Raw genomic sequence first — 22845 nt, forward strand, 5'->3', positions numbered from 1 at the left:
TAAATATAAAGTTAATTTTGCTTAGGAAGGATTGCAATGTCATGTTAAATGTAGGAATGGTCCTTACTCTTGAATCATTAGAAGAAGATGGCGAGAAATATAAATGTAAAGTAGCGGATATTGATGAGGATAAAATTTACATTGATTATCCCATTAGCATAACTACAAACCGTACTGCTTTTCTTTTAAATTCAATACAACTAAATGCAGTTTTCATCACTGAAAACAATGTGGCATATCAATTTCGAACACAAGTAATAGGAAAAGTAAAAAAAAATATACCATTAATTCTTTTACAATTCCCACCTGAGGAAACATTTCAGAAAATACAACGACGACAATTTGTACGAGTGAATTCTGCTGTTGACATATCGGTAAATTGTAAACAATCTGATTGTCATTTTACGACAATTACTGAGGATGTTAGTGCAGGAGGATGCGCGGTAATATTACCTAAACATATAAAGCTCGTTCAAAATGATATAGGTAACATGCTACTAGTTCTTCCGATGCAGTCAGGGGAATATCACTATATTCAAACGAATTTTAAAATCATACGAATTAATGAAGAAGAAAAAAGTATTGCTTCAATAGAATTTACTGATATTCAAGAAAAAGATAAACAGCTATTATTCCGATTTTGTTTCGAAAAACAGCTAGAGTTACGAAAAAAAGGATTATTAAAAAACTAAATTATAGTAACTTGGTATAAAATGTTTTCATAAACCCAATAATGAAAGACAAATTACGGATATTTGTTGTTGGGAGAGTAGAAATCTTTGAAAACAATTGAACGATGGTTTATTAAATTAATTGTCATTCATTTTATTTTTTTATTAATTATCCAAGTGTTTTTACATAATTCTCGTTACTTCCAAGACATACAGAAAATTACCTTCTATGAAGGAGTAAGTAAAATCAATGAAACTCCAATTGTAGAAACGTGGGGTCACTTAAAGGATTCTTTTAATGAAGGCAGATAATTTTCTGTCTTCTTTTCTTTCTTTATATAATATATGTTAAAATAAAAAAGATATAGTGAAATAAAGGTAATTTAATTAGAGTAGGGTGAAATGAAATGAACAAAAAAATTAGAATTGCAATTGATGGTCCTGCAGCTGCCGGAAAAAGTACAGTTGCCAAAATTGTGGCAGAAAACTTGTCGTTTATATACATAGATACAGGAGCTATGTATCGATCACTAACGCTTAAGGCAATTGAAAATGAAGTGGATACAAATAATGAAGAAGCATTAGCAGACCTTCTGCATGCGACTTCGATTGAACTTAAACCAGGTGTAAATGGACAACTTGTATTCGTAGATGGAATTGATGTAACAAATAAAATCCGTCAAGCCCATGTAACAAACAATGTATCGAATGTTTCGAAGCATCGTTTAGTGCGGGAAGATATGGTAAAACGTCAACAAGCATTTGCAAAAGATGGCGCCGTCGTAATGGATGGAAGAGATATTGGAACACATGTTATACCTGATGCGGAATTAAAAATCTTTTTACTAGCGAGTGTAGAAGAACGTGCGGTAAGGCGCCATAACGAAAATATTTCAAAAGGTTATACATCAGATCTTGCTCAATTAAAAAAGGAAATTGAACAGCGAGATAAGCTGGATACAGAACGTGAAGTTGCACCTTTGAAAAAAGCGGAAGATGCGATAATTATCGATACTACATCGTTATCTATCGATGATGTTGTAAATAAAATAATGAACCTTGCTAATGAAAGGATCGAATTAGCGTGACATTTTATTCTTTTGCAAAAGCCGTTGTTTGGAGGATTTTTAAACCTCTGTTTCGAATTCAGATAATAGGATTAGAGAACTTTCCTAAAAGTGGAGGGGTTCTTTTATGTCCTAATCATATCGATAATCTTGACCCACCCGTTGTTGGTATTACAGCTCCAAGACCGGTTATTTTTATGGGGAAAGAGGAATTGTTTAAAACACCTGTAATTAAGACATTAATGATACACTTAAATGTTTTCCCTGTAAAAAGGGGAATGAACGATAGGGAAGCTTTAAGAAAAGGTTTAAAGGTGCTTAAAGATGATCAGGTTTTAGGTTTATTTCCGGAAGGCAAGCGAAGTAAGAACGGAGAACTTGGGGAAGGGCTTTCAGGTGCAGGTTTTTTTGCCCTAAGATCAGAAGCGGCGGTTGTCCCATGTGCAATTATCGGTCCTTATAAGCCATTTAAAAAGCTTAAGGTTGTATACGGAAAACCGATTGATATGAAAGAACTGCGTGAAAAAAAAGCAAGTGCAAGTGAAGTTACTGCTGTTATAATGGATCAGCTTAAAAAGTTAATAGAAACTCATCGTTGCTAAGTCTATTTACTTGACAAAATGTAGCATTTGTTAGAAGTTTATAGAAGGATTATATTTTGAATTATAAGAAATTAGAAAAGTGCGGAAGCTAAATGGAAGTATTTATTCGAGTTTCATAGAAAATGAGAAAAGAACTCGAGAACACAAGTAGCATCAGCTTTCGGTATTTAGATTAAGGAGGAGTACATATGACAGATGAGATGAATCAAGTAGAAGTAAGGACCTTTTCAGAAAATGATAAAGTAAAAGGAACTGTTACAAAGGTTGAGGAAAAGCAAGTTCTTGTTGCCATTGAAGGTAGTAAAATAGATGGTATTATCCCAATCAGTGAATTATCAAGCCTTCATATTGAAAAAGCATCCGACGTTGTAGGTGTTGGTGATGTCCTTGATCTCGTTGTAACAAAGGTAGAAGAGGAAGCTCTTGTTGTTTCAAAACGTAAAGTTGACGCGGAATTGGCGTGGGACGAATTGAAACAACGTTTTGAAAATAATGTTGTGTTTGACGCTGTTATTAGCGATGTGGTTAAAGGTGGCCTAGTAGTTGATTTGGGAATTAGAGGTTTTGTTCCGGCGTCACTTGTTGAGGATTATTATGTTGAAGACTTTGAGGATTATAAGGGCAAAACATTGTCATTTAAAATTGTCGAATTAGATCGAGAAAAAAATCGAATTATACTCTCCCATCGTGCAGTTGTAGAAACAGAAAAATTAGAGAAAAAGAAACAGGCTTTAAATCATATCCAAGCTGGACAAATACTTGAAGGAGTTGTTCAGAGAATTACAGATTTTGGAGCTTTCGTAGATATTGGCGGTGTTGACGGACTTGTTCATATTTCTCAATTATCCCACGAGCATGTTGATAAACCGTCAGATGTTATTGAAGAGGGTCAAACAGTTAAAGTAAAAGTTCTTTCTGTTGATCATGATAATGAACGAATTTCTTTATCAATTAAAGAAACACAACCTGGACCATGGGCAAACATTGAAGAGAAAGCACCTAAAGGGGCTGTCTTTACAGGTAAAGTGAAAAGACTAGTTTCATTCGGAGCATTTGTTGAAGTTCTACCAGGTGTTGAAGGATTAGTTCATATTTCACAAATTTCCCATAAGCATATTAATACACCGCATGAAGTATTAAAAGAAGGTCAAGAAGTGCAAGTGAAGGTTTTGGAAGTGAATTCCGCGGAAAATCGCTTGTCACTTAGCATTAAAGATCTTGAAGAGCGTAATACGGAAGAAGTCATCGATTATGAACTTCCAGAGGAAGCAAAAGGCTTTCAATTGGGAGAAGTAATTGGCGAAAAATTAAAGGAATTGAAAAAGTAATTGTGAAATAAAAAAACTCTCAAATGAGAGTTTTTTTATTTTTGATTACGTATAACAAGGCATGCTTGTCGGGAATGAACTTGCCTCTCACAATTTATCTTACCCTCTTTGGTTTTTTCTGGCTTCTTCTGGTCCTTCAAGCTTTGTTGATCCGTTATAGTGTAGTGCTTGGTCTCTATCTGACTCTACTCGATGACTTGCCTTCAATTTTTTTTCTTGGCGATCTTTTCCCATTGCAAAACACCTCCTCATTAATTAGGATTTCTACAGAAAAAATAACTATTCATGGTTAGAACTTTTTTTATTTTCCCATAATGAGAATGAAGGAGGTGTTGTTGTGAGTGGTTTTTATTATCTTATTTTTCTTTGGAGTGTCTGGATTATCTCAACATTTATCATGAGTAAACAAAATAATATAAGATCGCGGTTAGCTGTTCTATCATTGCTTTTATTAATTCTTTTTCCCTATACCATCAACTTGTTTACAATGACTATTCAATTGCCATCACTTGTGATGTTAGGAATTTGCTTTTATTATTTTTCAATACTTTCATTTGTGAAGAAAATGTATATGGGCGTATCTATTCTCATTATGATGTCGGGTTTTTGTGGAGTATTATTGCTGGAATTATATGATCCTGTTTGGATGTTCTTTGATCGTCGATTATTACTTGCTGGATTCCTTTTCCTATTGTCAAAACTACTGTTTTCACAATCATTATATTCGCAAATTATTTGTACAACAGCAGGAACTTTGCAGGGGGAGGCAATCTATTCGCTAATTTTAAAAAAATGGAACTTTCCTTATACAATAGGCAGCTCTGATTATTTAGATATTTTTACAATATTTTTAGGCATTAGTCTAACTTGGACATTTGTTAATTATGTACTTTCGAATATCTCTTCGAAAAGTAATATTGAAAGAGAAAAGCAAGGTTAATCTTCATTTTTTAGCCTCTCTCTTCCAATCTATTTATTGCTTGTCATACATATTATTGATAAACTATCTAGGTTAGTCTTTTGCAACATCTTTTTTTAATGCACAAAATACGAATGAGATGGAAGAAAATATATATGAAAGGGTGATTACGGTGACAAAACCAGTTGTCGCGATTGTAGGTCGTCCGAATGTAGGAAAGTCAACAATTTTTAATCGTATTGTCGGTGAACGTATTTCTATCGTTGAAGATGTACCTGGAGTTACTAGAGATCGAATTTATAGTTCAGCTGAGTGGTTAACCCATGATTTTAATATTATTGATACGGGTGGTATTGATATTGGAGATGAACCATTTCTAGAACAAATTCGCAGTCAAGCGGAGATTGCTATTGATGAAGCGGACGTTATTATTTTTATCGCTAGCGGAAGAGAAGGGATTACTTCGGCTGATGAAGTAGTTGCAAAAATTTTGTATAAATCAAAAAAACCAGTCGTTTTAGGAATTAACAAAATTGATAATCCTGAAATGAGAGATCAGATTTATGATTTCTATTCCCTTGGATTTGGCGAACCATTTCCTATTTCGGGAGCACACGGTATAGGTTTAGGAGATCTTTTAGATGAAGTGGCCAAACACTTCCCTAAGTCAGAGGATACAGAATATGATGAAGATACCATTAAATTTAGTTTTATTGGGCGTCCTAATGTTGGAAAATCATCACTTGTAAACGCTATACTAGGAGAAGAGCGTGTAATTGTAAGTGATGTTGAAGGAACGACTCGGGATGCTATTGATTCAATGTATACGTTTGATGATCAAGAATATGTAATTATTGATACAGCTGGGATGCGAAAAAAAGGAAAGGTATATGAGAGTACCGAAAAATACAGTGTTCTTCGTGCGCTACGAGCAATTGAAAGGTCTGACGTTGTTTGTGTTGTAATAAATGGTGAAGAGGGAATAAGAGAACAGGATAAGCGTATTGCTGGCTATGCGCATGAAGCTGGCAGAGCAGTAGTCATTGTTGTGAATAAATGGGACGCAGTAGAAAAAGATGAAAAAACGATGAAGAAATTTGAAGAAAATATTCGTGAACATTTTCTCTTTTTATCCTACGCACCAATCGTATTTTTATCTGCTAAAACAAAAAAAAGGGTCCAAACATTAATTCCTGTTATTCAAACAGTTAGTGAAAACCATGCGATGCGTGTTCAATCAAGTATTTTGAATGAAGTGATTATGGATGCTGTAGCGATGAATCCTACACCAACAGATAAAGGGAAAAGATTAAGAATTTACTATGCAACACAAGTTGCCATTAAGCCACCAACATTTGTTGTTTTTGTTAATGAACCAGAATTAATGCATTTTTCTTATGAGAGATTTTTAGAAAATCGAATCCGTGATGCGTTTGATTTTGAAGGTACACCGTTAAAAATTATTTGTCGTCGGAGAAAATAAGTAAAACGCGTCGCTTGGACCAAAAGCTACATATTAATAGATAATTAGGTGATAAAAATGACTTGTGAAAAAGAAAAAATTGCAGTTATAGGTGCAGGTAGCTGGGGAACAGCGCTTGCAATTGTGTTAGCAGATAATGAACACCAAGTTCACTTATGGGGTCATAAGAAAGAGCAAATCGAGGAGATTAATCATACCCACACAAATAATAAATATTTGCCTGGTATTCAATTATCAGAATCTATTATTGGATTTGATTCTTTAGAGACGGCGATGGAGGAAATAAACAATATTGTACTCGCTGTTCCAACCAAGGCCATACGTGAAGTGCTTGGAAAAATCGTCGAATTTCAAACAAAACCAGTCACAATTATCCATGTTAGTAAAGGGATTGAACCTGATACCTTATTAAGAATATCAGAAATGATTAAGGAAGAAATGCCCAAAGATCTTCTGAAAGATATTGTTGTTTTATCCGGACCGAGTCACGCAGAGGAAGTAAGTTTAAGACATCCAACAACCGTAACGGTTTCCTCGCAAAACGACGAAGCTGCTAAACTTGTACAAGATTTATTTATGAATCAAAATTTTCGCGTGTATACTAATTCAGATATTATTGGTGTCGAAATTGGCGGGGCGTTGAAAAACATTATTGCATTAGCTGCAGGAATTTCCGATGGTCTTGGTTACGGCGATAATGCCAAAGCTGCTTTGATTACTAGAGGATTGGCAGAGATAGCCCGTTTAGGAACGAAAATGGGTGCTAAACCGTTAACGTTTTTAGGCCTTTCTGGCATTGGCGATTTAATTGTTACATGTACAAGTGTACACTCCAGAAATTGGAGAGCCGGAAATATGCTTGGAAAAGGAATGAAACTTAATGAGGTGCTGGAAAATATGGGAATGGTTGTTGAAGGAGTAAGGACAACCAAAGCTGCCCACCAGTTGGCTGATAAATATGATGTGCAAATGCCAATTACAAATGCATTGTACAGTGTATTATTTAATGAGTTCAATCCAAAAGAAGCAGTTGATAACCTAATGGGAAGATTAAAAACGCATGAAAACGAAGATTTAACGAATTTACTAAATGATTAATTATTTTCTTTTTAGGCATTCGACGATGCAAAACTGTACGAAATTGCATAAAATGCCATGAAGTAAAAGCTTTAAACTAGTGGAATGGGTATCTGTCTATTATTTTACTGAGGTAAGGTTAACGCCACTTACCTCAGTTTTTTTTGTCTTTTGGCTCATGTCGCTTTTCGGACAACATTCTATGTTAGCGATAAGTAAGGAATATGTTATAATATGTTCCGTAGTTTGTATAAAATTATTCAAAAATACGAAGCACGCACCAAATTTTTCGAAAAGGTGGAAATATGTATGTCTGAATCGATGCTGAAAATGTGGATATCCATCGCTGGGATGGGTTTATTGGCTATTGCAATGGTTGCCATATATTTTAGTAGATACAAAATGAAAATGAAATTTTTAAAAGTGATTACTGCATTATTTGCTTACTTATGTTTAATTGTTGGGGGCATTATCATGGTATTTGTTGTTTTTACCGGACCAACAGGAAATTAAAAATTATCCCTCTCGGAAAGGATTGAAATAGTATTTTGAAGAGATTTACACTTCTATTTCTAGTTTTATCATCTATTGCACTATTAAGTGGATGTTTATATCCGCAAGAGAAATTAGCAAAAAATCAAGTTCCGTATGAAAGTCAAATTGAGGAAGTCCAAAAAGCTGTTGATAAATTTCAAAAGGAAAATGATGGCATACTCCCCATTAAAACAAAAGATCAACATACGCCTATTTATGAAAAGTATCCAATAGAGTTTAAAAAGATGATCCCACAATATATATCTGATGCTCCCGGCAATTCCTATGAAAATGGCGGTGTTTTTCAATATGTTTTAATAGACGTGGAAGACAAGCCGAAAGTGAAAATATTTGATTTACGAATTGCTGAGAAAATAAGAGAAATACATATGCGAATAGATGCTCAAGGATATCCTCCGTTTAAAGATCAGCTTGCAAATAATGTTTATACAATTAATTATAAAAAAATTGGTTATAAAGAGGAACCGTACGCTATTTCACCTTATACCAACAATAATCTTCCGTTTGTGATAACGACGAAGGGTGAGATTTTTGTGGATTACAGCAGTGATTTATATCATGCTTTAAAAAATAATAAAGCTAGAGTGAAACGTGGAGAAGATATTCGACCTATATTAACGAAAAATTCGCAGTTTGTACCTGCATACTCTTTGCCTTATACAGTAAATAAAAAAAATGAACCTATTTTTTTGACAAAGTAGTCATAACCCTTTCTTTACAAAATATATTGTAGAGGAAGGGTTTTATTTTTATGGCTTTGTTATTATTTTATGTTGATATGGGAATTACCCTCTTATACTCGAAGAATAAGTTAACATGGCCAAAAATGATAGAAAAAAAGTTGATAATTCATCACTTTATTGTCATAAGAGAATAGGACAACATCATACACATATAGTGTCCAAATCATTTTTAAAGATGTACCCGGTAACTTAATGTGGGGAGGGAATCTCTTGGAAAAGGTTGATATTTTTAAAGATATCGCTGAGAGAACAGGCGGCGACATTTATTTAGGCGTAGTTGGAGCTGTACGTACTGGAAAATCGACATTTATTAAGAAATTTATGGAATTAGTGGTATTACCGAATATTGCGAGTGAAGCAGATAGAAATCGTGCACAAGATGAATTACCTCAAAGTGCTGCTGGAAGAACCATCATGACTACAGAACCGAAGTTTGTGCCAAATCAAGCTGTTTCTGTCCATGTAGGTGACGGTTTAGATGTTAATATTCGTCTTGTGGATTGTGTAGGTTACACTGTACCAGGTGCTAAAGGATATGAGGATGAAAATGGCCCCCGTATGATCCATACGCCATGGTATGAAGAACCAATTTCTTTTCATGAAGCTGCAGAAATTGGAACAAGAAAAGTTATACAAGAGCATTCGGTCATTGGTGTGGTTATTACTACAGATGGATCAATTGGAGAAATTCCAAGGCACGATTATGTTGAAGCGGAAGAAAGAGTTATTGAGGAATTAAAAGAGGTTGGAAAACCATTTATAATGGTTATCAATTCGGCTCGGCCCCATCATCCCGAAACAGAGTCCTTACGTAGTTCACTAGCCGAAAAATACGACATTCCGGTAGTAGCAATGTCGGTTGAGAGTATGCGTGAAGGTGATGTGTTGAATGTACTGCGCGAAGCGTTATACGAATTCCCAGTACTAGAAGTAAATGTGAATCTACCAAGTTGGGTAATGGTTTTAACAGAGAATCATTGGTTGCGTGAAAACTATCAAGAAGCAGTTAAAGAAACAGTTAAAGATATTAAAAGGCTAAGAGATGTAGATCGAGTTGTCCAACAATTTAGCGAGTATGAATTTATTCATGATGCCGGATTAGCAGGAATTGAGATGGGGCAAGGGGTAGCAGAAATAGATCTTTATGCACCGGATGAATTGTATGATCAAGTGCTAAAAGAAATTGTTGGTGTTGAAATTCGCGGAAAAGACCATTTACTCGAATTAATGCAGGATTTTTCACATGCTAAAAGAGAGTACGACCAAATTGCTGATGCTTTGAAAATGGTAAAACAAACAGGTTATGGAATTGCTTCACCAACCTTAGGAGATATGAGCTTGGATGAGCCTGAGATTATTCGTCAAGGTTCAAGATTCGGTGTTAGATTAAAGGCAGTTGCTCCTTCAATTCATATGATTAAAGTGGATGTTGAATCAGAGTTTTCCCCAATAATTGGGACGGAAAAACAAAGTGAAGAACTTGTTCGTTATTTAATGCAAGACTTTGAAGATAATCCGCTTTCAATCTGGAATTCCGATATTTTTGGGCGAAATTTAAGTTCAATTGTACGTGAAGGAATTCAGGCTAAACTATCCCTAATGCCGGAGAATGCACGCTATAAGCTTAAAGAAACATTAGAAAGAATAATTAACGAGGGATCGGGCGGATTGATTGCCATTATCCTTTAATAGCAAAATGTCAGGCAAAATGCCTGACATTTTGTCGTTTTTAAGAAAAGTTTCCCATTATTTCGCGATTTATTCTTGCTAAGGTGATTTTATTGTGATAATCTTTTATCAGAATTGTTGTTGATGCTATTTCAGTAACATTCTCTAAGGTTTTTAACGGTTTACATGTATAAACCGGATAAAATGTTTACTAATGTAAATAAACAAAAACAAAATGTTTTTAATTTTTCGCGGAGGAGGTGAACGGCATGAACAAAACAGAACTAATTAATGCTGTTGCTGAAAGCACAGAACTTTCTAAAAAGGATGCAACTAAAGCGGTTGATGCAATTTTCGAATCAATTCAAAATGCATTAGCAAATGGTGATAAAGTCCAATTAATTGGATTTGGTAACTTTGAAGTGCGTGAACGTGCTGCTCGTAAAGGACGTAATCCACAAACTGGTGAAGAAATTGAAATCGCTGCTAGCAAAGTTCCTGCATTCAAACCAGGTAAAGCGCTTAAAGATGCTGTAAAATAATAGTACATACGTCTCGCTTTGAGCGTGAAAGAAAGGGCTGATTATATTAGCCCTTTTTTTCTATTTATAGGGCAAGTTCAACAAAGTAGTTTTTGGAGAATTTTACTATGTAAAATGTTTTACGATTTGTATTTTGCCGTGTTCTTCCCCGTGTGCTAATATTAAGAAGTTATTATGTAATACGATTTACATTGCAGGAGGTACATCATGGGAGAGATAAACCGCGGACAAATTGAAGAAGCAATCCGGCTCATTATAGAAGCAGTTGGAGAAGATCCAAATAGAGAAGGGTTACTAGACACACCAAAACGAGTAGCAAATATGTATGAAGAAATATTTAGTGGAATTAATCAAGATCCAAAGGAGTTATTTGAACTTGTATTTAGTGAAAATTATGAGGAACTTGTTTTAGTTAAGGACATCCCATTTTATTCAATTTGTGAACATCATCTCGTACCTTTCTTTGGAAAAGCCCATATCGCTTATTTACCACGAAACGGAAAAGTTACCGGTCTAAGTAGGCTTGCCCGCGCAATCGAAACAGTTGCCAAACGCCCACAATTACAGGAACGTATTACCTCTACTGTAGCAGATGCTATTAATGAAAAACTAGATCCACATGGTGTAATGGTAGTTATAGAGGCTGAGCAAATGTGCATGACGATGAGAGGTGTGAAAAAACCCGGTTCAAAAACAATAACAACAGCGGTTCGCGGTTCTTTTGAAACCGATCAATATGCTCGCTCGGAAATTTTGACATTAATTAAATCTTAATTAGTCAAATCTCACAGAAAATAAACTTTATATGTTATAATTAATTTTATGTGAATCGTTGTAGAAAAGTAAATTAAATATTGTCAGAAATTGAGGAAGAAATGGGGATTAAGGGAAATGAACTTGCAAGAAAGGATGCAACAAGTTGCTTCAATCAAAGAAAATATTCAACAAAAAATATCACAAAATTATTTAATGCAGTACATAGATAAGCCGTACATTGATGAGGATCGTATTATGATTCTTATTGAAAGCTTAACTGCACTAAAACTACCTGTTGCAAGTATTGAGCGCTATGTAACAACGGCTATGCTCATTCAAATTGCCCTTGATACCCATGATAAAGTAAATAATACGAACGAGTCGTTAAAAAAACAGCAACTAACAGTTCTTGCGGGGGATTATTATAGCGGATTATATTATAAACTATTAGCAGAGGTAGAAAATGTTCCGCTAATAAGTTCTTTGGCTAATGGCATTAAACTTGTCAATGAATATAAAATAATATTGTATCGAATGGAAGACAATAGCCTTAAAGATTATATTCATACATTAAAGAAAACTGAATCAACAATCGTATCAAAATTTATCCGATTTTTTGGATTTAATGATTTGTCGCTATTAAGCGAAGAAATACTTTTGTTAAATAAACTATTAAGGGAAAAAGAAAAAGCTTTAGAAGGCAAAGCCTCCTTCTTTTTTGAAGCATTAAAGAAGTTTATTTTCCCTGCGGATCAAGATTCTTTTCATCAGCTTTCGAATGATAATAAGAATGTCTTAATTCAGACATGTCAAAAATACATAAAGCAAACAAAAGATACTATTTTGAATGCGAAGGAACAGGTTAAACTTAATGAACTAATGGATCAGAGGATAACAATACTCCTTAATCAGGAATCAGGAAGCTAAATGAAACTATTTTTGGAAGAGGGAGAGTCAGGTGCAATCAAAAGAAGAACGTGTACATCATGTCTTTGAGTCCATATATGACAATTATGATAAAATGAATTCTGTAATTAGTTTTCAACAACATCTTAAATGGCGAAAAGATACAATGAATAAAATGGCTGTTGGAAAAGGAAAAAAAGCATTAGATGTTTGTTGTGGAACGGGAGACTGGACAATAGCATTAGCAGATTCAGTAGGACCGGATGGAAAAGTTGTGGGATTAGATTTTAGCAAGAATATGCTTAAAATTGCAGATGAAAAAGTTCAAACATTAGGTTTGAAACAGGTTGAAATTATTCATGGTAATGCAATGGAACTTCCATTTGATGACGATACATTTGATTATGTAACAATCGGGTTTGGTTTAAGAAATGTACCTGATTATTTACATGTACTAAAAGAAATGAATCGTGTCCTTAAGCCTGGTGGAATAGCTGTCTGCCTAGAAACGTCACATCCTACATTATTAGGATATCGTCAACTGTTTAATTTCTATTTTCGTTTCATAATGCCCATTATGGGTAAGTTGTTTGCCAAAAGTTATAAAGAATATTCCTGGTTGCAAGAGTCAGCAAGAGATTTTCCGGGAATGAAAGAGCTTGCGATTTTGTTTGAACGCGCCGGATTTAAAAACATTCAATATAAGTCATATAGTGGAGGTGCGGCAGCATCGCATATAGGCTATAAAGAGAAAAGATAAGCTGGGTGGAAATAATATGAAATTACAAAGATTGTATTCGTTTTTAAAAACGGATATCGATATTATTGAAAAAGAACTTATCACTGCGATACAATCTGAATCGGCTTTATTACAAAATGCATCTTTGAATTTGATTCAAGCTGGTGGAAAAAGAATTCGCCCTGTATTTGTTCTCCTATCAGCTAAATTTGGAAACTATGATATTGAAAGGATTAAAAATGTCGCAGTTTCTTTAGAACTTATTCATATGGCTTCATTAGTGCATGATGATGTAATTGATGATGCAGAATTACGACGCGGGAAGCCAACTGTCAAAGCTACATGGGATAACCGTACCGCAATGTACGCAGGTGATTATATTTTAGCTTGTTCCCTTGAATATATGACAAAGATAAATAACCCAGCCGCCCATCGAATTTTGGCAGATACAATGGTAGAAGTATGTATTGGGGAAATTAAACAAATACAAGATAAATATCGTTTTAATCAAAATCTAAGAGATTATCTTCGTCGAATTAAGAGAAAGACGGCAATTTTGATCGCTGCTAGTTGCCAATTAGGAGCAATTGCTGCTGGTACTGATGAGGAATTACATAAAAAATTATATATGTTCGGTTATTATGTTGGTATGTCTTATCAAATTACTGATGATATATTAGATTTTACTGCATCAGAAAAAGAACTTGGAAAACCTGCCGGTGGTGATTTGCTTCAGGGAAATATTACTTTACCTGTGTTGTATGCAATGCAGAATCACGAAATTGCAGAGATGATCGAAAAGGTCAATGAAAGTACCACTAAAAATGACATGAAATATGTTATTTCTAAAATCAAAGAATCAGGTGCCATAGATAAGTCATATGAAATGAGTCAAAGATATTTAAAGAAGGCAATGGCTATACTGGAAAAGCTTCCAAGTAATCGTTTTAGAAATTCTCTTATTGATGTTGCTAATTTTATAGGGAAACGAAAGTTTTAAAACAAATAATTGAAGCGTTTTCTTATTGCTAAAACTCATATTTAATGATACTATTTTCGAGGATACATAAGTCCAGTTGAGATACAGTGTAGGAGGCATAACTATGGAAAAGACTTTTTTAATGGTAAAACCTGATGGAGTGCAAAGAGAATTAATCGGTGAAATCGTTTCACGTTTCGAGAAAAAAGGTTTTCATCTTGTTGGAGCAAAATTGATGAGTGTTTCTAAAGAATTAGCTGAACAACATTATGGTGAACATAAAGAGCGCCCTTTCTTCGGTGAGTTAGTAGATTTCATCACTTCAAGTCCAGTATTTGCAATGGTTTGGCAAGGCGAAAATGTAATTGCAACTGCACGTCAAATGATGGGTTCTACAAATCCTAAAGATGCTGCTCCAGGGACAGTTCGTGGTGATTTTGGAGTAACAGTAGGGAAAAATATTATTCATGGTTCAGATTCACCTGAAAGTGCGGAAAGAGAAATTGGTCTTTTCTTTAAAGAAGAAGAACTCGTTGAATACACAAAATTAATAAATAACTGGATTTATTAATTTGAAAAGATCGGCATTAAATGCCGATCTTTTTTTTATAGCAACAAAAATAAAAAATATCATTTCACTTTAATAAAATATTCAATATACTTAAGTAAAAATGACTTTTTCATGGGAGATTAGACAATGAGTATTGATTACAAAGAATTTATCATCCAAGTAAAAAGAAAAACAAATATTGATTTGTCTTTATATAAAGAGGCACAAATGAAGAGACGGTTAACATCATTGTATGAAAAAAAAGGGTACACTTCATTTCAGGAATACTTTCAATCGATGAATACAAATCCTGAAATTTTACATGAATTTCTAGACAGAATGACTATAAACGTATCTGAATTTTATCGTAATAAACAAAGATGGGACGTTTTAGAAAATAAAATATTCCCACGTTTATTATCCGAGAAGAAACCATTAAAAATATGGTCTGCTGCTTCTTCAACCGGTGAGGAACCTTATACAATAGCGATGGTACTATCTAAGTATTTACCTTTATCGAATATTTCTATTTTGGCTACTGATTTAGACATTAACGCAATAGAAAAAGCAAAAATCGGAATCTACCCTGAAAGATCATTAAATGAGGTTCCCATCGAAATAAAGAAAAAGTATTTTACTGCGGAAGGAACATTTTTTCGTGTATCGGACGAGATAAAAAAAACGGTGTCTTTTAAACAGCACAATTTACTTGCTGATTCTTTTGAATCGAATTTTGATTTAATCGTATGCAGAAATGTTTTAATTTATTTTACTGAAGAAGCTAAAGATCTACTTTATCATAAATTTAATTCCGCACTTCGAACTGGTGGAACTTTATTTGTAGGAAGTACTGAACAAATCTTTAATCCGCAATCATATCATTTTACAATTGAAGATACTTTTTTTTATAAGAAATTATAAGTGGTATTAAGATAAATACGTAAAAAATTCAATTGTATATGACTTTTGATCATATGTCATTTTCGCAAAGATTCAAAATTTTATAGTTTATCTCTTTTGTAAGTTATGTTATAGTGGTACATAAATCCTTTAAAGTGCTAAAAGGAGGAACATTATGAGGTATTTAACATCGGGTGAATCACATGGCCCGCAGCTCACAACAATTATTGAAGGCTTGCCAGCAGGTATGCCACTCGTAGCTGAAGATATTAATTACGAACTTGCCCGAAGACAAAAAGGTCACGGCCGGGGAAGAAGAATGCAAATTGAAACAGACCGTGCCAATATTGTTAGTGGTGTCCGTCATGGATATACTCTTGGTTCTCCGCTAACGATTGCCGTGGAGAATAACGATTGGAAACACTGGACGAAGATTATGGGAATAGCTCCATTAGAGGAAGGACAAGCAGATGAAATTAAAAGAAAAGTAACCCGTCCGAGACCAGGGCATGCAGATTTAGTTGGAGGTATGAAATATGGTCATCGTGACATGCGAAATGTCTTGGAAAGATCCTCGGCGAGAGAAACTACTGTAAGAGTTGCTGCCGGAGCGGTGGCTAAAAAGCTTTTAACATTATTAGGTATTGAAGTAGCTGGACATGTTTTAGAGATTGGTGGAATTCGTGCGAATCCCGCTGAATATACTTCTTTACAAGAATTAAAAGAAAAAACCGAGAAATCGCCGGTGCGCTGCTACGATGAGAAAGCTGAAGTTAAAATGATGGAAGCAATTGATCAAGCTAAAAAAGATGGGGATTCCATTGGCGGTATAGTGGAGGTTATCGTTGAAGGAGTACCTTCAGGAATCGGTAGTTATGTTCATTATGATCGTAAACTTGATGCGAAAATTGCAAGTGCCATCGTCAGTATTAATGCATTCAAAGGTGTAGAATTCGGCCTGGGATTTGAAATGGCAAGAAAGCCGGGCAGCCAAGTACATGATGAGATTATATGGAATAAAGAAACAGGCTATGAAAGAAAAACAAACCGTTTAGGCGGGTTTGAAGGTGGCATGACAACCGGAATGCCTATAGTTGTCCGGGGGGTTATGAAACCAATTCCTACTTTATATAAACCTTTGCAAAGTGTGGATATTGATTCGAAGGAATCGTTTACTGCAAGTATCGAACGATCTGATAGCTGTGCAGTTCCAGCCGCAAGCGTTGTAGCGGAAGCAGTCGTTGCTTGGGAAGTAGCAGATGCAATAGTTAACCAATACTATAGTGATCGTTTTAGTACATTAAAAGAATTGATTGAGCAAGAAAAGATTAATGGCAGGTCATTTTAAAATGGAAAAAGTAGACATTTGTACAGCATCAAAAAACTATTCGGTTTATATTGGTCCTGATATAATACATCTTTTATCCAATAGTCTAGCAGAATATACTAAAGTCATGATAATTACGGATGAAACAGTCAGTGAGTTGCATATTGGGAAAATTATCGAACAATTTCCCGAGCTGATAGTTTATACCACTCCTAGTGGCGAGAAAGCAAAAACATTTCAAATATATGAAGACTGCCTATCCTTTGCATTAAAACATGGCCTGGATCGAAAATCTGTTATTCTTGCTTTCGGTGGAGGGGCAGTTGGAGATCTTGCGGGATTTGTAGCAGCTACTTATATGCGTGGGATACCGTTTATTCAGATTCCAACGACCATTTTAGCTCATGATAGTGCGGTCGGCGGAAAAGTGGCAATCAATCATTCACTCGGTAAAAACATGGTTGGAGCATTTTATCAGCCTGAGATGGTAATATACGATACGAATTTTTTACATAGTCTACCGGAAAGACAAGTTAGAAGTGGCTTTGCTGAAGTGATAAAGCATGGTTTAATCGCGGATCCAATTTTTTTGCAAGAATTAATGGAGAATTTATCATCTTTAAATCATTTAAATAATATTCAGCTATCAAATTATTTAAAAAAGGGAATTGAAATCAAATCCGCATTTGTAAGCAAAGATGAAAAAGAAACAGGAATTAGAGCATATCTGAACTTTGGACATACATTGGGACATGCAATAGAAGCAAAAGCAGATTTTGGTAAGCTTACGCATGGAGAATCAGTCATGTGTGGAATGGTATATGCTTTAATATTGAGCAATAATATCTTAGGATTAACATTTGATATCCAGTCTTTTATTCAGTGGATAGAAAAATTGGGATATAAATGGAGAATTCCTTCATACATGGAATTTGACACATTATATGAATTAATGAAGAGAGATAAAAAGTCTACATCAGGAAAGCCGGCATTTGTCCTACTGAAGGAAATCGGTAAACCAATGATGATGGAAGTTGAAAAAAGCCTTTTGGAGGATACCTTTTACAAATTATCCGAGTAACAAGAGGGGGAGTAGTATGATTCGCGGGGTTAGAGGAGCAACGACTGTTTCCGAAAATAAGGAAAAGGAAATAATTGATGCCACGGAAACATTAGTGCAAGAAATGATAGAACAAAATGATTTGGAAGCAACAAATGTTGCTTCTGTTTTCATATCAGTAACAGATGATATTGATGCTACTTTTCCAGCAAAAGCATTACGAAGATTCCCATCTTGGACATATGTACCGGTAATGTGTATGAAGGAAATCAATGTAGATGGGGGCTTACCACGCTGCATTCGTATCATGATGCATATTAACACCGAAAAGAAACAACATGAGATTAACCATGTATATTTAAAAAACACACAGATTCTACGGCCAGATCTTTCAAAAAAATAGGTAGGTGGACATAATGAAATGGAAAAATCAAATCGTTAATTTACATGCTTATCAGCCAGGTAAATCCATTGATGAAGTGAAAAAGATGTACAATCTTAAAGAAATATTTAAATTGGCTTCTAATGAAAATCCGTATGGATTTTCTAACAAAGTAAAAAAAATTCTGGACGAAGATTCATCATCAACGTTTTCTTACTATCCTGATGGATATGCTACTAATTTGCGTGAAGAAGCGGCTAAATTCCTTGGTGTTAGACCCACCCAGCTAATCTTCTCGAATGGTACAGATGAATTATTGCAAATTATTTCAAAGGCTCTACTTGAGCCGGGAAAAAATACAGTTATGGCATACCCTACTTTTTCTCAATATAAACATAATGCAATATTGGAAGGTGCCGAAGTACGAGAAATTCCATTAATAGATGGTAATCATGATCTTGATAACATGTTAAAGGCATTGGACGATCAAACAGCTATTGTTTGGCTATGCAGTCCCAATAATCCAACAGGTACATATATCACCAATGATAAATTGATGAAATTTCTCCAACAAGTACCAAAGGATATATTAGTTGTCCTCGATGAAGCGTATTATGAATATGTTGATGCAGATGATTATTATGATGCTTTATCCCTTCTTGACAATTATCAGAATTTAATCGTTACGAGAACATTTTCAAAAATCTATGGTCTTGCAAGCTTTCGAGTGGGTTATGGAATAGCATCGGAAGAAATTATCAGCACGTTAGAACCCGTTCGCCAACCATTCAATACGAATGTTCTGGCCCAAAAGGTCGCGATGGAGGCATTAAAAGATCAAGAGTTTGTTGCAAAATGCGCTACATTGAATAAAAAAGAAATGGAACGATTTTATGCCTTTTGCAAAAAAAATAATTTACACTACTATCCATCTCAAGGGAATTTTATTTTAATTGATTTTCAGTGCGATAGCGACGAAGTTTTTACATTTTTACTATCAACGGGTTACATCGTCCGGTCAGGGAAGCAATTAGGATTTCCTACATCAATTCGTGTAACAATCGGTACGAGTGAACAAAATAGCGGTGTAATGACCTCGATGGAGGCATTTCTAGAAAAACAGGCATTAAAAGCTAAAAATATTTAATATAAACATCCAGGGGGAGACGTTTTGCAAGGAAATATATTTATTATAGGTTTAGGACTAATTGGAGGATCTATTGCCTTATCAATTAAAAAATCGTATCCCGATGTGAAAATTATCGGGTATGATGTTGATCCTAACATAACACACCAAGCGAAAATCCTTAAAGTTATTGATCACGAAGAAAACAGTTTACAACATGGTGCGGAAAATGCTGATTTTATTATCATATCTATTCCTGTTGTAGAAACAGAAAAAATGATTGAACGAATCTCGCATTTTCAATTAAAAGAAAATGTGATTGTAACCGATACAGCTAGTACAAAAAAATCAATAATAAATAAAGCAGCTATCCTAACAGAAAAAGGGATTTGCTTCATTGGCGGTCATCCGATGGCTGGTTCCCATAAAAGTGGCGTCACAGCTGCAAGAGAGCATTTATTTGAAAATGCATTTTACATTCTATCCTCTGTTTCAAAAATATCGAATGAAAGAATAAACGATTTAAAACAATTACTTAATGGTACAAATGCGAAGTTTTTGGAATTGTCAGCAGATGAACATGATAAAATGACAGGAATTTTAAGTCACTTTCCACATATCATTGCTGCCTCACTCGTAGGTCAGGCGCGTTCATATCAAGCTGAATATCCTTTGCTATCAAGGCTTGCGGCAGGTGGATTTCGAGACATTACGAGAATTGCCTCGTCCAATCCAAGTATGTGGGCGGATATTACAATTAGAAATAAACAGGTGTTATTAAGTTTATTAACTGAGTGGAATCAAGATATGGAAAATATTCGCAGTATTATAGAACAAGATGATTATGAAAAGATTTTTCAGTTTTTTGTTCAGGCGAAAACCTATCGGGACGAATTACCTGTCCATACGAAAGGTGTTTTACATTCATTTTATGATTTGTATGTTGATGTACCTGACTATCCGGGTATAATTTCTGAAATAACAGGCTATTTAGCAGAAGAAAGAATTAGTATTACAAATATTAGGATCTTAGAAATGCGTGAAGATATTTATGGTGTCCTGAGAATCAGTTTTCAAAATGCAGAAGATCGCGAAAATGCAAAAAAATGTTTGGAAAATCGAACTTCGTATGAATTATTTATACAATAGGCTTAAAATGAATGAAATAAGGGTGATGAATATAAAATGAATATAGTTGAGCTTCATCCAGCAAATATAGGATTAAAAGGAGCAATCAAAGTTCCGGGAGATAAATCAATCTCACATCGTGCCATTATGTTTGGTGCGATTGCAAATGGGATCACAATAGTTAGAAACTTTTTACAAGGTGCAGACTGTCGAAGTACAATCGAATGCTTTCGGAAATTAGGTGTGAAAATAGAAGAGTCAATCGATGAGATTAAAATATATGGAAACGGATTTGATGGCTTAAAAGAGCCTGTCGACATATTGGATGTTGGAAATTCAGGAACTACGACACGTCTTATTCTTGGCTTATTAGCGGGAAGGCCATTCCACACAGTTATAATTGGTGATGAATCAATTGCCAAAAGACCTATGCATAGAGTAACACTTCCCCTTCAAGAAATGGGGGCAATTATTCAAGGGAGAAATCATGGTAATTATACTCCTTTATCGATTGTTGGGGGTCAATTAAATCCGATAAAATACGAGATGCCTGTAGCTAGCGCTCAAGTAAAATCAGCCCTGTTGTTGGCTGCATTACAAATTGATGGTGAAACGACCATAATAGAACCAGTTTCGACGCGTGATCACACAGAGAGAATGATTAAACAATTCGGCGGTAAAATTAACATCGAACAACATGTGATTAAAATTACAGGGAAACAAAAGCTCCATGGCGCGAAAATAAATGTTCCTGGAGATATTTCTTCCGCAGCGTTTTTTATGGTTGCAGCAGCATTAATCGAGAATAGTAACGTAGTTCTGGAAAATGTAGGTCTAAACCCAACAAGAATTGGTGTCATTGAAGTCCTTAAAGAAATGGGTGCAGATATTCATATCCATGAAAATAATGACCAAACGGAACCGGTAGGAGATATCACAGTTAAAACTTCACAGTTAAAAGGGATAGAGATTGGCGGGGACTTAATCCCGCGCTTAATAGATGAATTGCCAATTATTGCTCTTCTTGCGACACAGGCAGAAGGAACAACCATCATTAAAAATGCTGAAGAATTAAAAGTGAAAGAAACGAATCGTATCGATACGGTTGTAAAAGAGTTGAAAACTTTGGGTGCAGATATCGAAGCGACAAACGATGGAATGATAATTAAGGGCAAAGTCCAGCTACATGGGGGACATGTTCATAGCCATGGTGACCATCGAATAGGAATGATGCTGAGTATTGCCTCATTAATTTCAAAAGATGCCGTCCACCTTGAAGGTACAGACGCTATAAACGTTTCCTATCCAACATTTTTTGAAGATTTAAATCAACTACTAACAAATAAGTAATTACAGATATTTCAATGTCATTTTCCCCTTCTTTGGTGCATAGCTTGTCTATATACCGTTTCGATGGAGGGGAAAATATGTATATTATTGATAGGGCAAATGTTTATTCTGAAGAAGAAGAATGTATAAAGACCAACTCCTTCTATATTAAAAACAATGCAATACATTCAATTAAACCTGCTATCTTTAAAACACCAATCTTGAAAATGGATGTTTCATCTTTTATTATGACTCCAACTCATGTTATGTTTGATTCTCATCTCCCCAGTGAAAACTTTCAGTTGTTAAAACAATACTCCAAAAAAAATTATCTATTAAAGGGATGCCATACAATTATTACTCCCTTTTCCATTCACTACGAATATCAATTTGATCAAGAACTTCACAAAAAAAGGATATCACTACTAAATAGTCCTGTTGATTACGTTTTAGCATTACGGCTTCCGATAAAAACTCTATCACAAAGTTTAATACGAAAATGTAAAAAGGAAAAAATAGCAATAATCTTAGTAGAAATGGAAGATGAATCATCAATCTCTAAAATTCCATGGGGGTGGATTCGGGAAGCGATGTTTCCATATAACCCAATTTTAATTCCAGCGGTCTTGTCCAATAAAGAGGCAAAGCGGAAAGCAATTATAAAAGTTTGGAATGAAGTATTAAATGATGAAAAAATCCCTAGATTAGTTGATGAAATTCAAGAAAAAACGCCAATAACTGTGAAAAATTTGAAGAAATTTGGTCTATATCCGAAAAGAGGAGATTTGCATATTGGTGGAGAAATAAACTATAATCTATATTTTAAAAACAAGATAGTTGCTGAACAAAAGGGGATTCATTATGATAATGATAGATTAGCCATAATGGTACACAAGGGTCGTGTCATTACATCCGAAAATGTAGTAGTATTCCGGCCAGGATGTGGGGAAGAAATAATTATAAATAGAACTTCTCTTTTTGTATAAATATTTTATTGGCTTTAGAAAG

Annotated in this window: 26 protein-coding genes; 25 read left to right on the forward strand and 1 reads right to left on the reverse strand. The window is 34.7% G+C overall.

Features of this window, described 5'->3' with window-relative positions:
- Window positions 1-41: 41 nt before the first annotated feature.
- From I5776_RS09035 to rpsA, 5 genes are all read left to right on the forward strand, one after another.
- A complete protein-coding gene (locus I5776_RS09035; RefSeq protein ID WP_202780288.1) occupies window positions 42-692 on the forward strand; it encodes a flagellar brake protein in 651 nt (216 codons plus the stop codon).
- An 87-nt stretch (window positions 693-779) separates the two neighbouring features.
- Window positions 780-983, forward strand: a complete 204-nt coding sequence (locus tag I5776_RS09040; RefSeq protein ID WP_202780289.1) for a YpfB family protein — start codon at window positions 780-782, stop codon at window positions 981-983.
- Window positions 984-1078: 95 nt separating this feature from the next.
- A complete protein-coding gene (gene cmk / locus I5776_RS09045; protein WP_202780290.1) occupies window positions 1079-1759 on the forward strand; it encodes a (d)CMP kinase in 681 nt (226 codons plus the stop codon).
- Window positions 1756-2340 carry a lysophospholipid acyltransferase family protein gene (locus I5776_RS09050; protein ID WP_202780291.1) on the forward strand — a complete coding sequence of 195 codons (585 nt, stop codon included), beginning with the start codon at window positions 1756-1758 and terminating at the stop codon, window positions 2338-2340. The genes cmk and I5776_RS09050 overlap by 4 nt, the downstream gene beginning before the upstream one ends.
- Window positions 2341-2528: 188 nt before the next feature.
- Window positions 2529-3668, forward strand: coding sequence for a 30S ribosomal protein S1 (rpsA, locus tag I5776_RS09055; RefSeq protein ID WP_202780292.1), 1140 nt, complete (start codon window positions 2529-2531; stop codon window positions 3666-3668).
- 99 nt (window positions 3669-3767) lie between these two features.
- On the opposite strand, the gene I5776_RS09060 is transcribed toward rpsA, so the two are convergent.
- Window positions 3768-3902: a YpzI family protein gene (locus I5776_RS09060; protein ID WP_202780293.1), complete on the reverse strand. Its 135-nt coding sequence runs from the start codon at window positions 3900-3902 to the stop codon at window positions 3768-3770.
- Between the two features lie 103 nt (window positions 3903-4005).
- On the opposite strand from I5776_RS09060, the gene I5776_RS09065 reads away from it, so the two are divergent.
- The 20 genes from I5776_RS09065 (at window position 4006) to I5776_RS09160 (ending at window position 22823) form a co-directional block, all read left to right on the forward strand.
- Entirely contained in the window at window positions 4006-4608 is a 603-nt protein-coding gene (locus I5776_RS09065) for a YphA family membrane protein (protein ID WP_202780294.1), read from the forward strand.
- Window positions 4609-4759: 151 nt separating this feature from the next.
- Window positions 4760-6070: a ribosome biogenesis GTPase Der gene (gene der / locus I5776_RS09070; RefSeq protein WP_202780295.1), complete on the forward strand. Its 1311-nt coding sequence runs from the start codon at window positions 4760-4762 to the stop codon at window positions 6068-6070.
- A gap of 57 nt (window positions 6071-6127) precedes the next feature.
- The gene (locus I5776_RS09075) at window positions 6128-7168 is read left to right on the forward strand and encodes an NAD(P)H-dependent glycerol-3-phosphate dehydrogenase (protein ID WP_202780296.1); all 1041 of its coding nucleotides are present in this window, start codon (window positions 6128-6130) and stop codon (window positions 7166-7168) included.
- A 288-nt stretch (window positions 7169-7456) separates the two neighbouring features.
- Window positions 7457-7660: a DUF2768 domain-containing protein gene (locus I5776_RS09080; protein WP_202780297.1), complete on the forward strand. Its 204-nt coding sequence runs from the start codon at window positions 7457-7459 to the stop codon at window positions 7658-7660.
- Window positions 7661-7695: 35 nt separating this feature from the next.
- Window positions 7696-8403 carry a hypothetical protein gene (locus I5776_RS09085; RefSeq protein WP_202780298.1) on the forward strand — a complete coding sequence of 236 codons (708 nt, stop codon included), beginning with the start codon at window positions 7696-7698 and terminating at the stop codon, window positions 8401-8403.
- A 252-nt stretch (window positions 8404-8655) separates the two neighbouring features.
- Complete coding sequence (gene spoIVA / locus I5776_RS09090; protein ID WP_202780299.1) at window positions 8656-10134, forward strand: stage IV sporulation protein A; 1479 nt, start codon at window positions 8656-8658, stop codon at window positions 10132-10134.
- Between the two features lie 248 nt (window positions 10135-10382).
- Window positions 10383-10655, forward strand: a complete 273-nt coding sequence (locus I5776_RS09095; protein WP_066228667.1) for an HU family DNA-binding protein — start codon at window positions 10383-10385, stop codon at window positions 10653-10655.
- Between the two features lie 207 nt (window positions 10656-10862).
- Window positions 10863-11429, forward strand: coding sequence for a GTP cyclohydrolase I FolE (gene folE, locus I5776_RS09100; protein WP_202780300.1), 567 nt, complete (start codon window positions 10863-10865; stop codon window positions 11427-11429).
- Between the two features lie 90 nt (window positions 11430-11519).
- Window positions 11520-12338 (forward strand): heptaprenyl diphosphate synthase component 1, encoded by an 819-nt coding sequence (locus I5776_RS09105; RefSeq protein WP_246483959.1) that lies wholly within the window; start codon window positions 11520-11522, stop codon window positions 12336-12338.
- A 31-nt stretch (window positions 12339-12369) separates the two neighbouring features.
- Window positions 12370-13077, forward strand: coding sequence for a demethylmenaquinone methyltransferase (locus I5776_RS09110; protein ID WP_202780301.1), 708 nt, complete (start codon window positions 12370-12372; stop codon window positions 13075-13077).
- 16 nt (window positions 13078-13093) lie between these two features.
- Window positions 13094-14056 (forward strand): heptaprenyl diphosphate synthase component II, encoded by a 963-nt coding sequence (hepT, locus tag I5776_RS09115; RefSeq protein WP_202780302.1) that lies wholly within the window; start codon window positions 13094-13096, stop codon window positions 14054-14056.
- A 103-nt stretch (window positions 14057-14159) separates the two neighbouring features.
- Window positions 14160-14606, forward strand: coding sequence for a nucleoside-diphosphate kinase (ndk, locus tag I5776_RS09120; protein WP_202780303.1), 447 nt, complete (start codon window positions 14160-14162; stop codon window positions 14604-14606).
- Between the two features lie 126 nt (window positions 14607-14732).
- Entirely contained in the window at window positions 14733-15506 is a 774-nt protein-coding gene (locus tag I5776_RS09125; protein ID WP_202780304.1) for a CheR family methyltransferase, read from the forward strand.
- A gap of 154 nt (window positions 15507-15660) precedes the next feature.
- Window positions 15661-16833: a chorismate synthase gene (gene aroC / locus I5776_RS09130; protein ID WP_202780305.1), complete on the forward strand. Its 1173-nt coding sequence runs from the start codon at window positions 15661-15663 to the stop codon at window positions 16831-16833.
- 1 nt (window position 16834) lies between these two features.
- Window positions 16835-17893: a 3-dehydroquinate synthase gene (gene aroB / locus I5776_RS09135; protein WP_202780749.1), complete on the forward strand. Its 1059-nt coding sequence runs from the start codon at window positions 16835-16837 to the stop codon at window positions 17891-17893.
- A gap of 16 nt (window positions 17894-17909) precedes the next feature.
- Window positions 17910-18275, forward strand: a complete 366-nt coding sequence (aroH, locus tag I5776_RS09140; RefSeq protein WP_202780306.1) for a chorismate mutase — start codon at window positions 17910-17912, stop codon at window positions 18273-18275.
- A 13-nt stretch (window positions 18276-18288) separates the two neighbouring features.
- Complete coding sequence (gene hisC, locus I5776_RS09145) at window positions 18289-19401, forward strand: histidinol-phosphate transaminase (RefSeq protein WP_202780307.1); 1113 nt, start codon at window positions 18289-18291, stop codon at window positions 19399-19401.
- Between the two features lie 24 nt (window positions 19402-19425).
- Window positions 19426-20529: a prephenate dehydrogenase gene (locus I5776_RS09150; RefSeq protein WP_202780308.1), complete on the forward strand. Its 1104-nt coding sequence runs from the start codon at window positions 19426-19428 to the stop codon at window positions 20527-20529.
- Between the two features lie 36 nt (window positions 20530-20565).
- Window positions 20566-21858 carry a 3-phosphoshikimate 1-carboxyvinyltransferase gene (aroA, locus tag I5776_RS09155; RefSeq protein WP_202780309.1) on the forward strand — a complete coding sequence of 431 codons (1293 nt, stop codon included), beginning with the start codon at window positions 20566-20568 and terminating at the stop codon, window positions 21856-21858.
- A 77-nt stretch (window positions 21859-21935) separates the two neighbouring features.
- The gene (locus I5776_RS09160; protein ID WP_202780310.1) at window positions 21936-22823 is read left to right on the forward strand and encodes a hypothetical protein; all 888 of its coding nucleotides are present in this window, start codon (window positions 21936-21938) and stop codon (window positions 22821-22823) included.
- Window positions 22824-22845 lie beyond the last annotated feature (22 nt).

The sequence above is a fragment of the Heyndrickxia vini genome, from assembly GCF_016772275.1.
Taxonomy (GTDB): Bacteria; Bacillota; Bacilli; order Bacillales; family Bacillaceae_C; genus Heyndrickxia; species Heyndrickxia vini.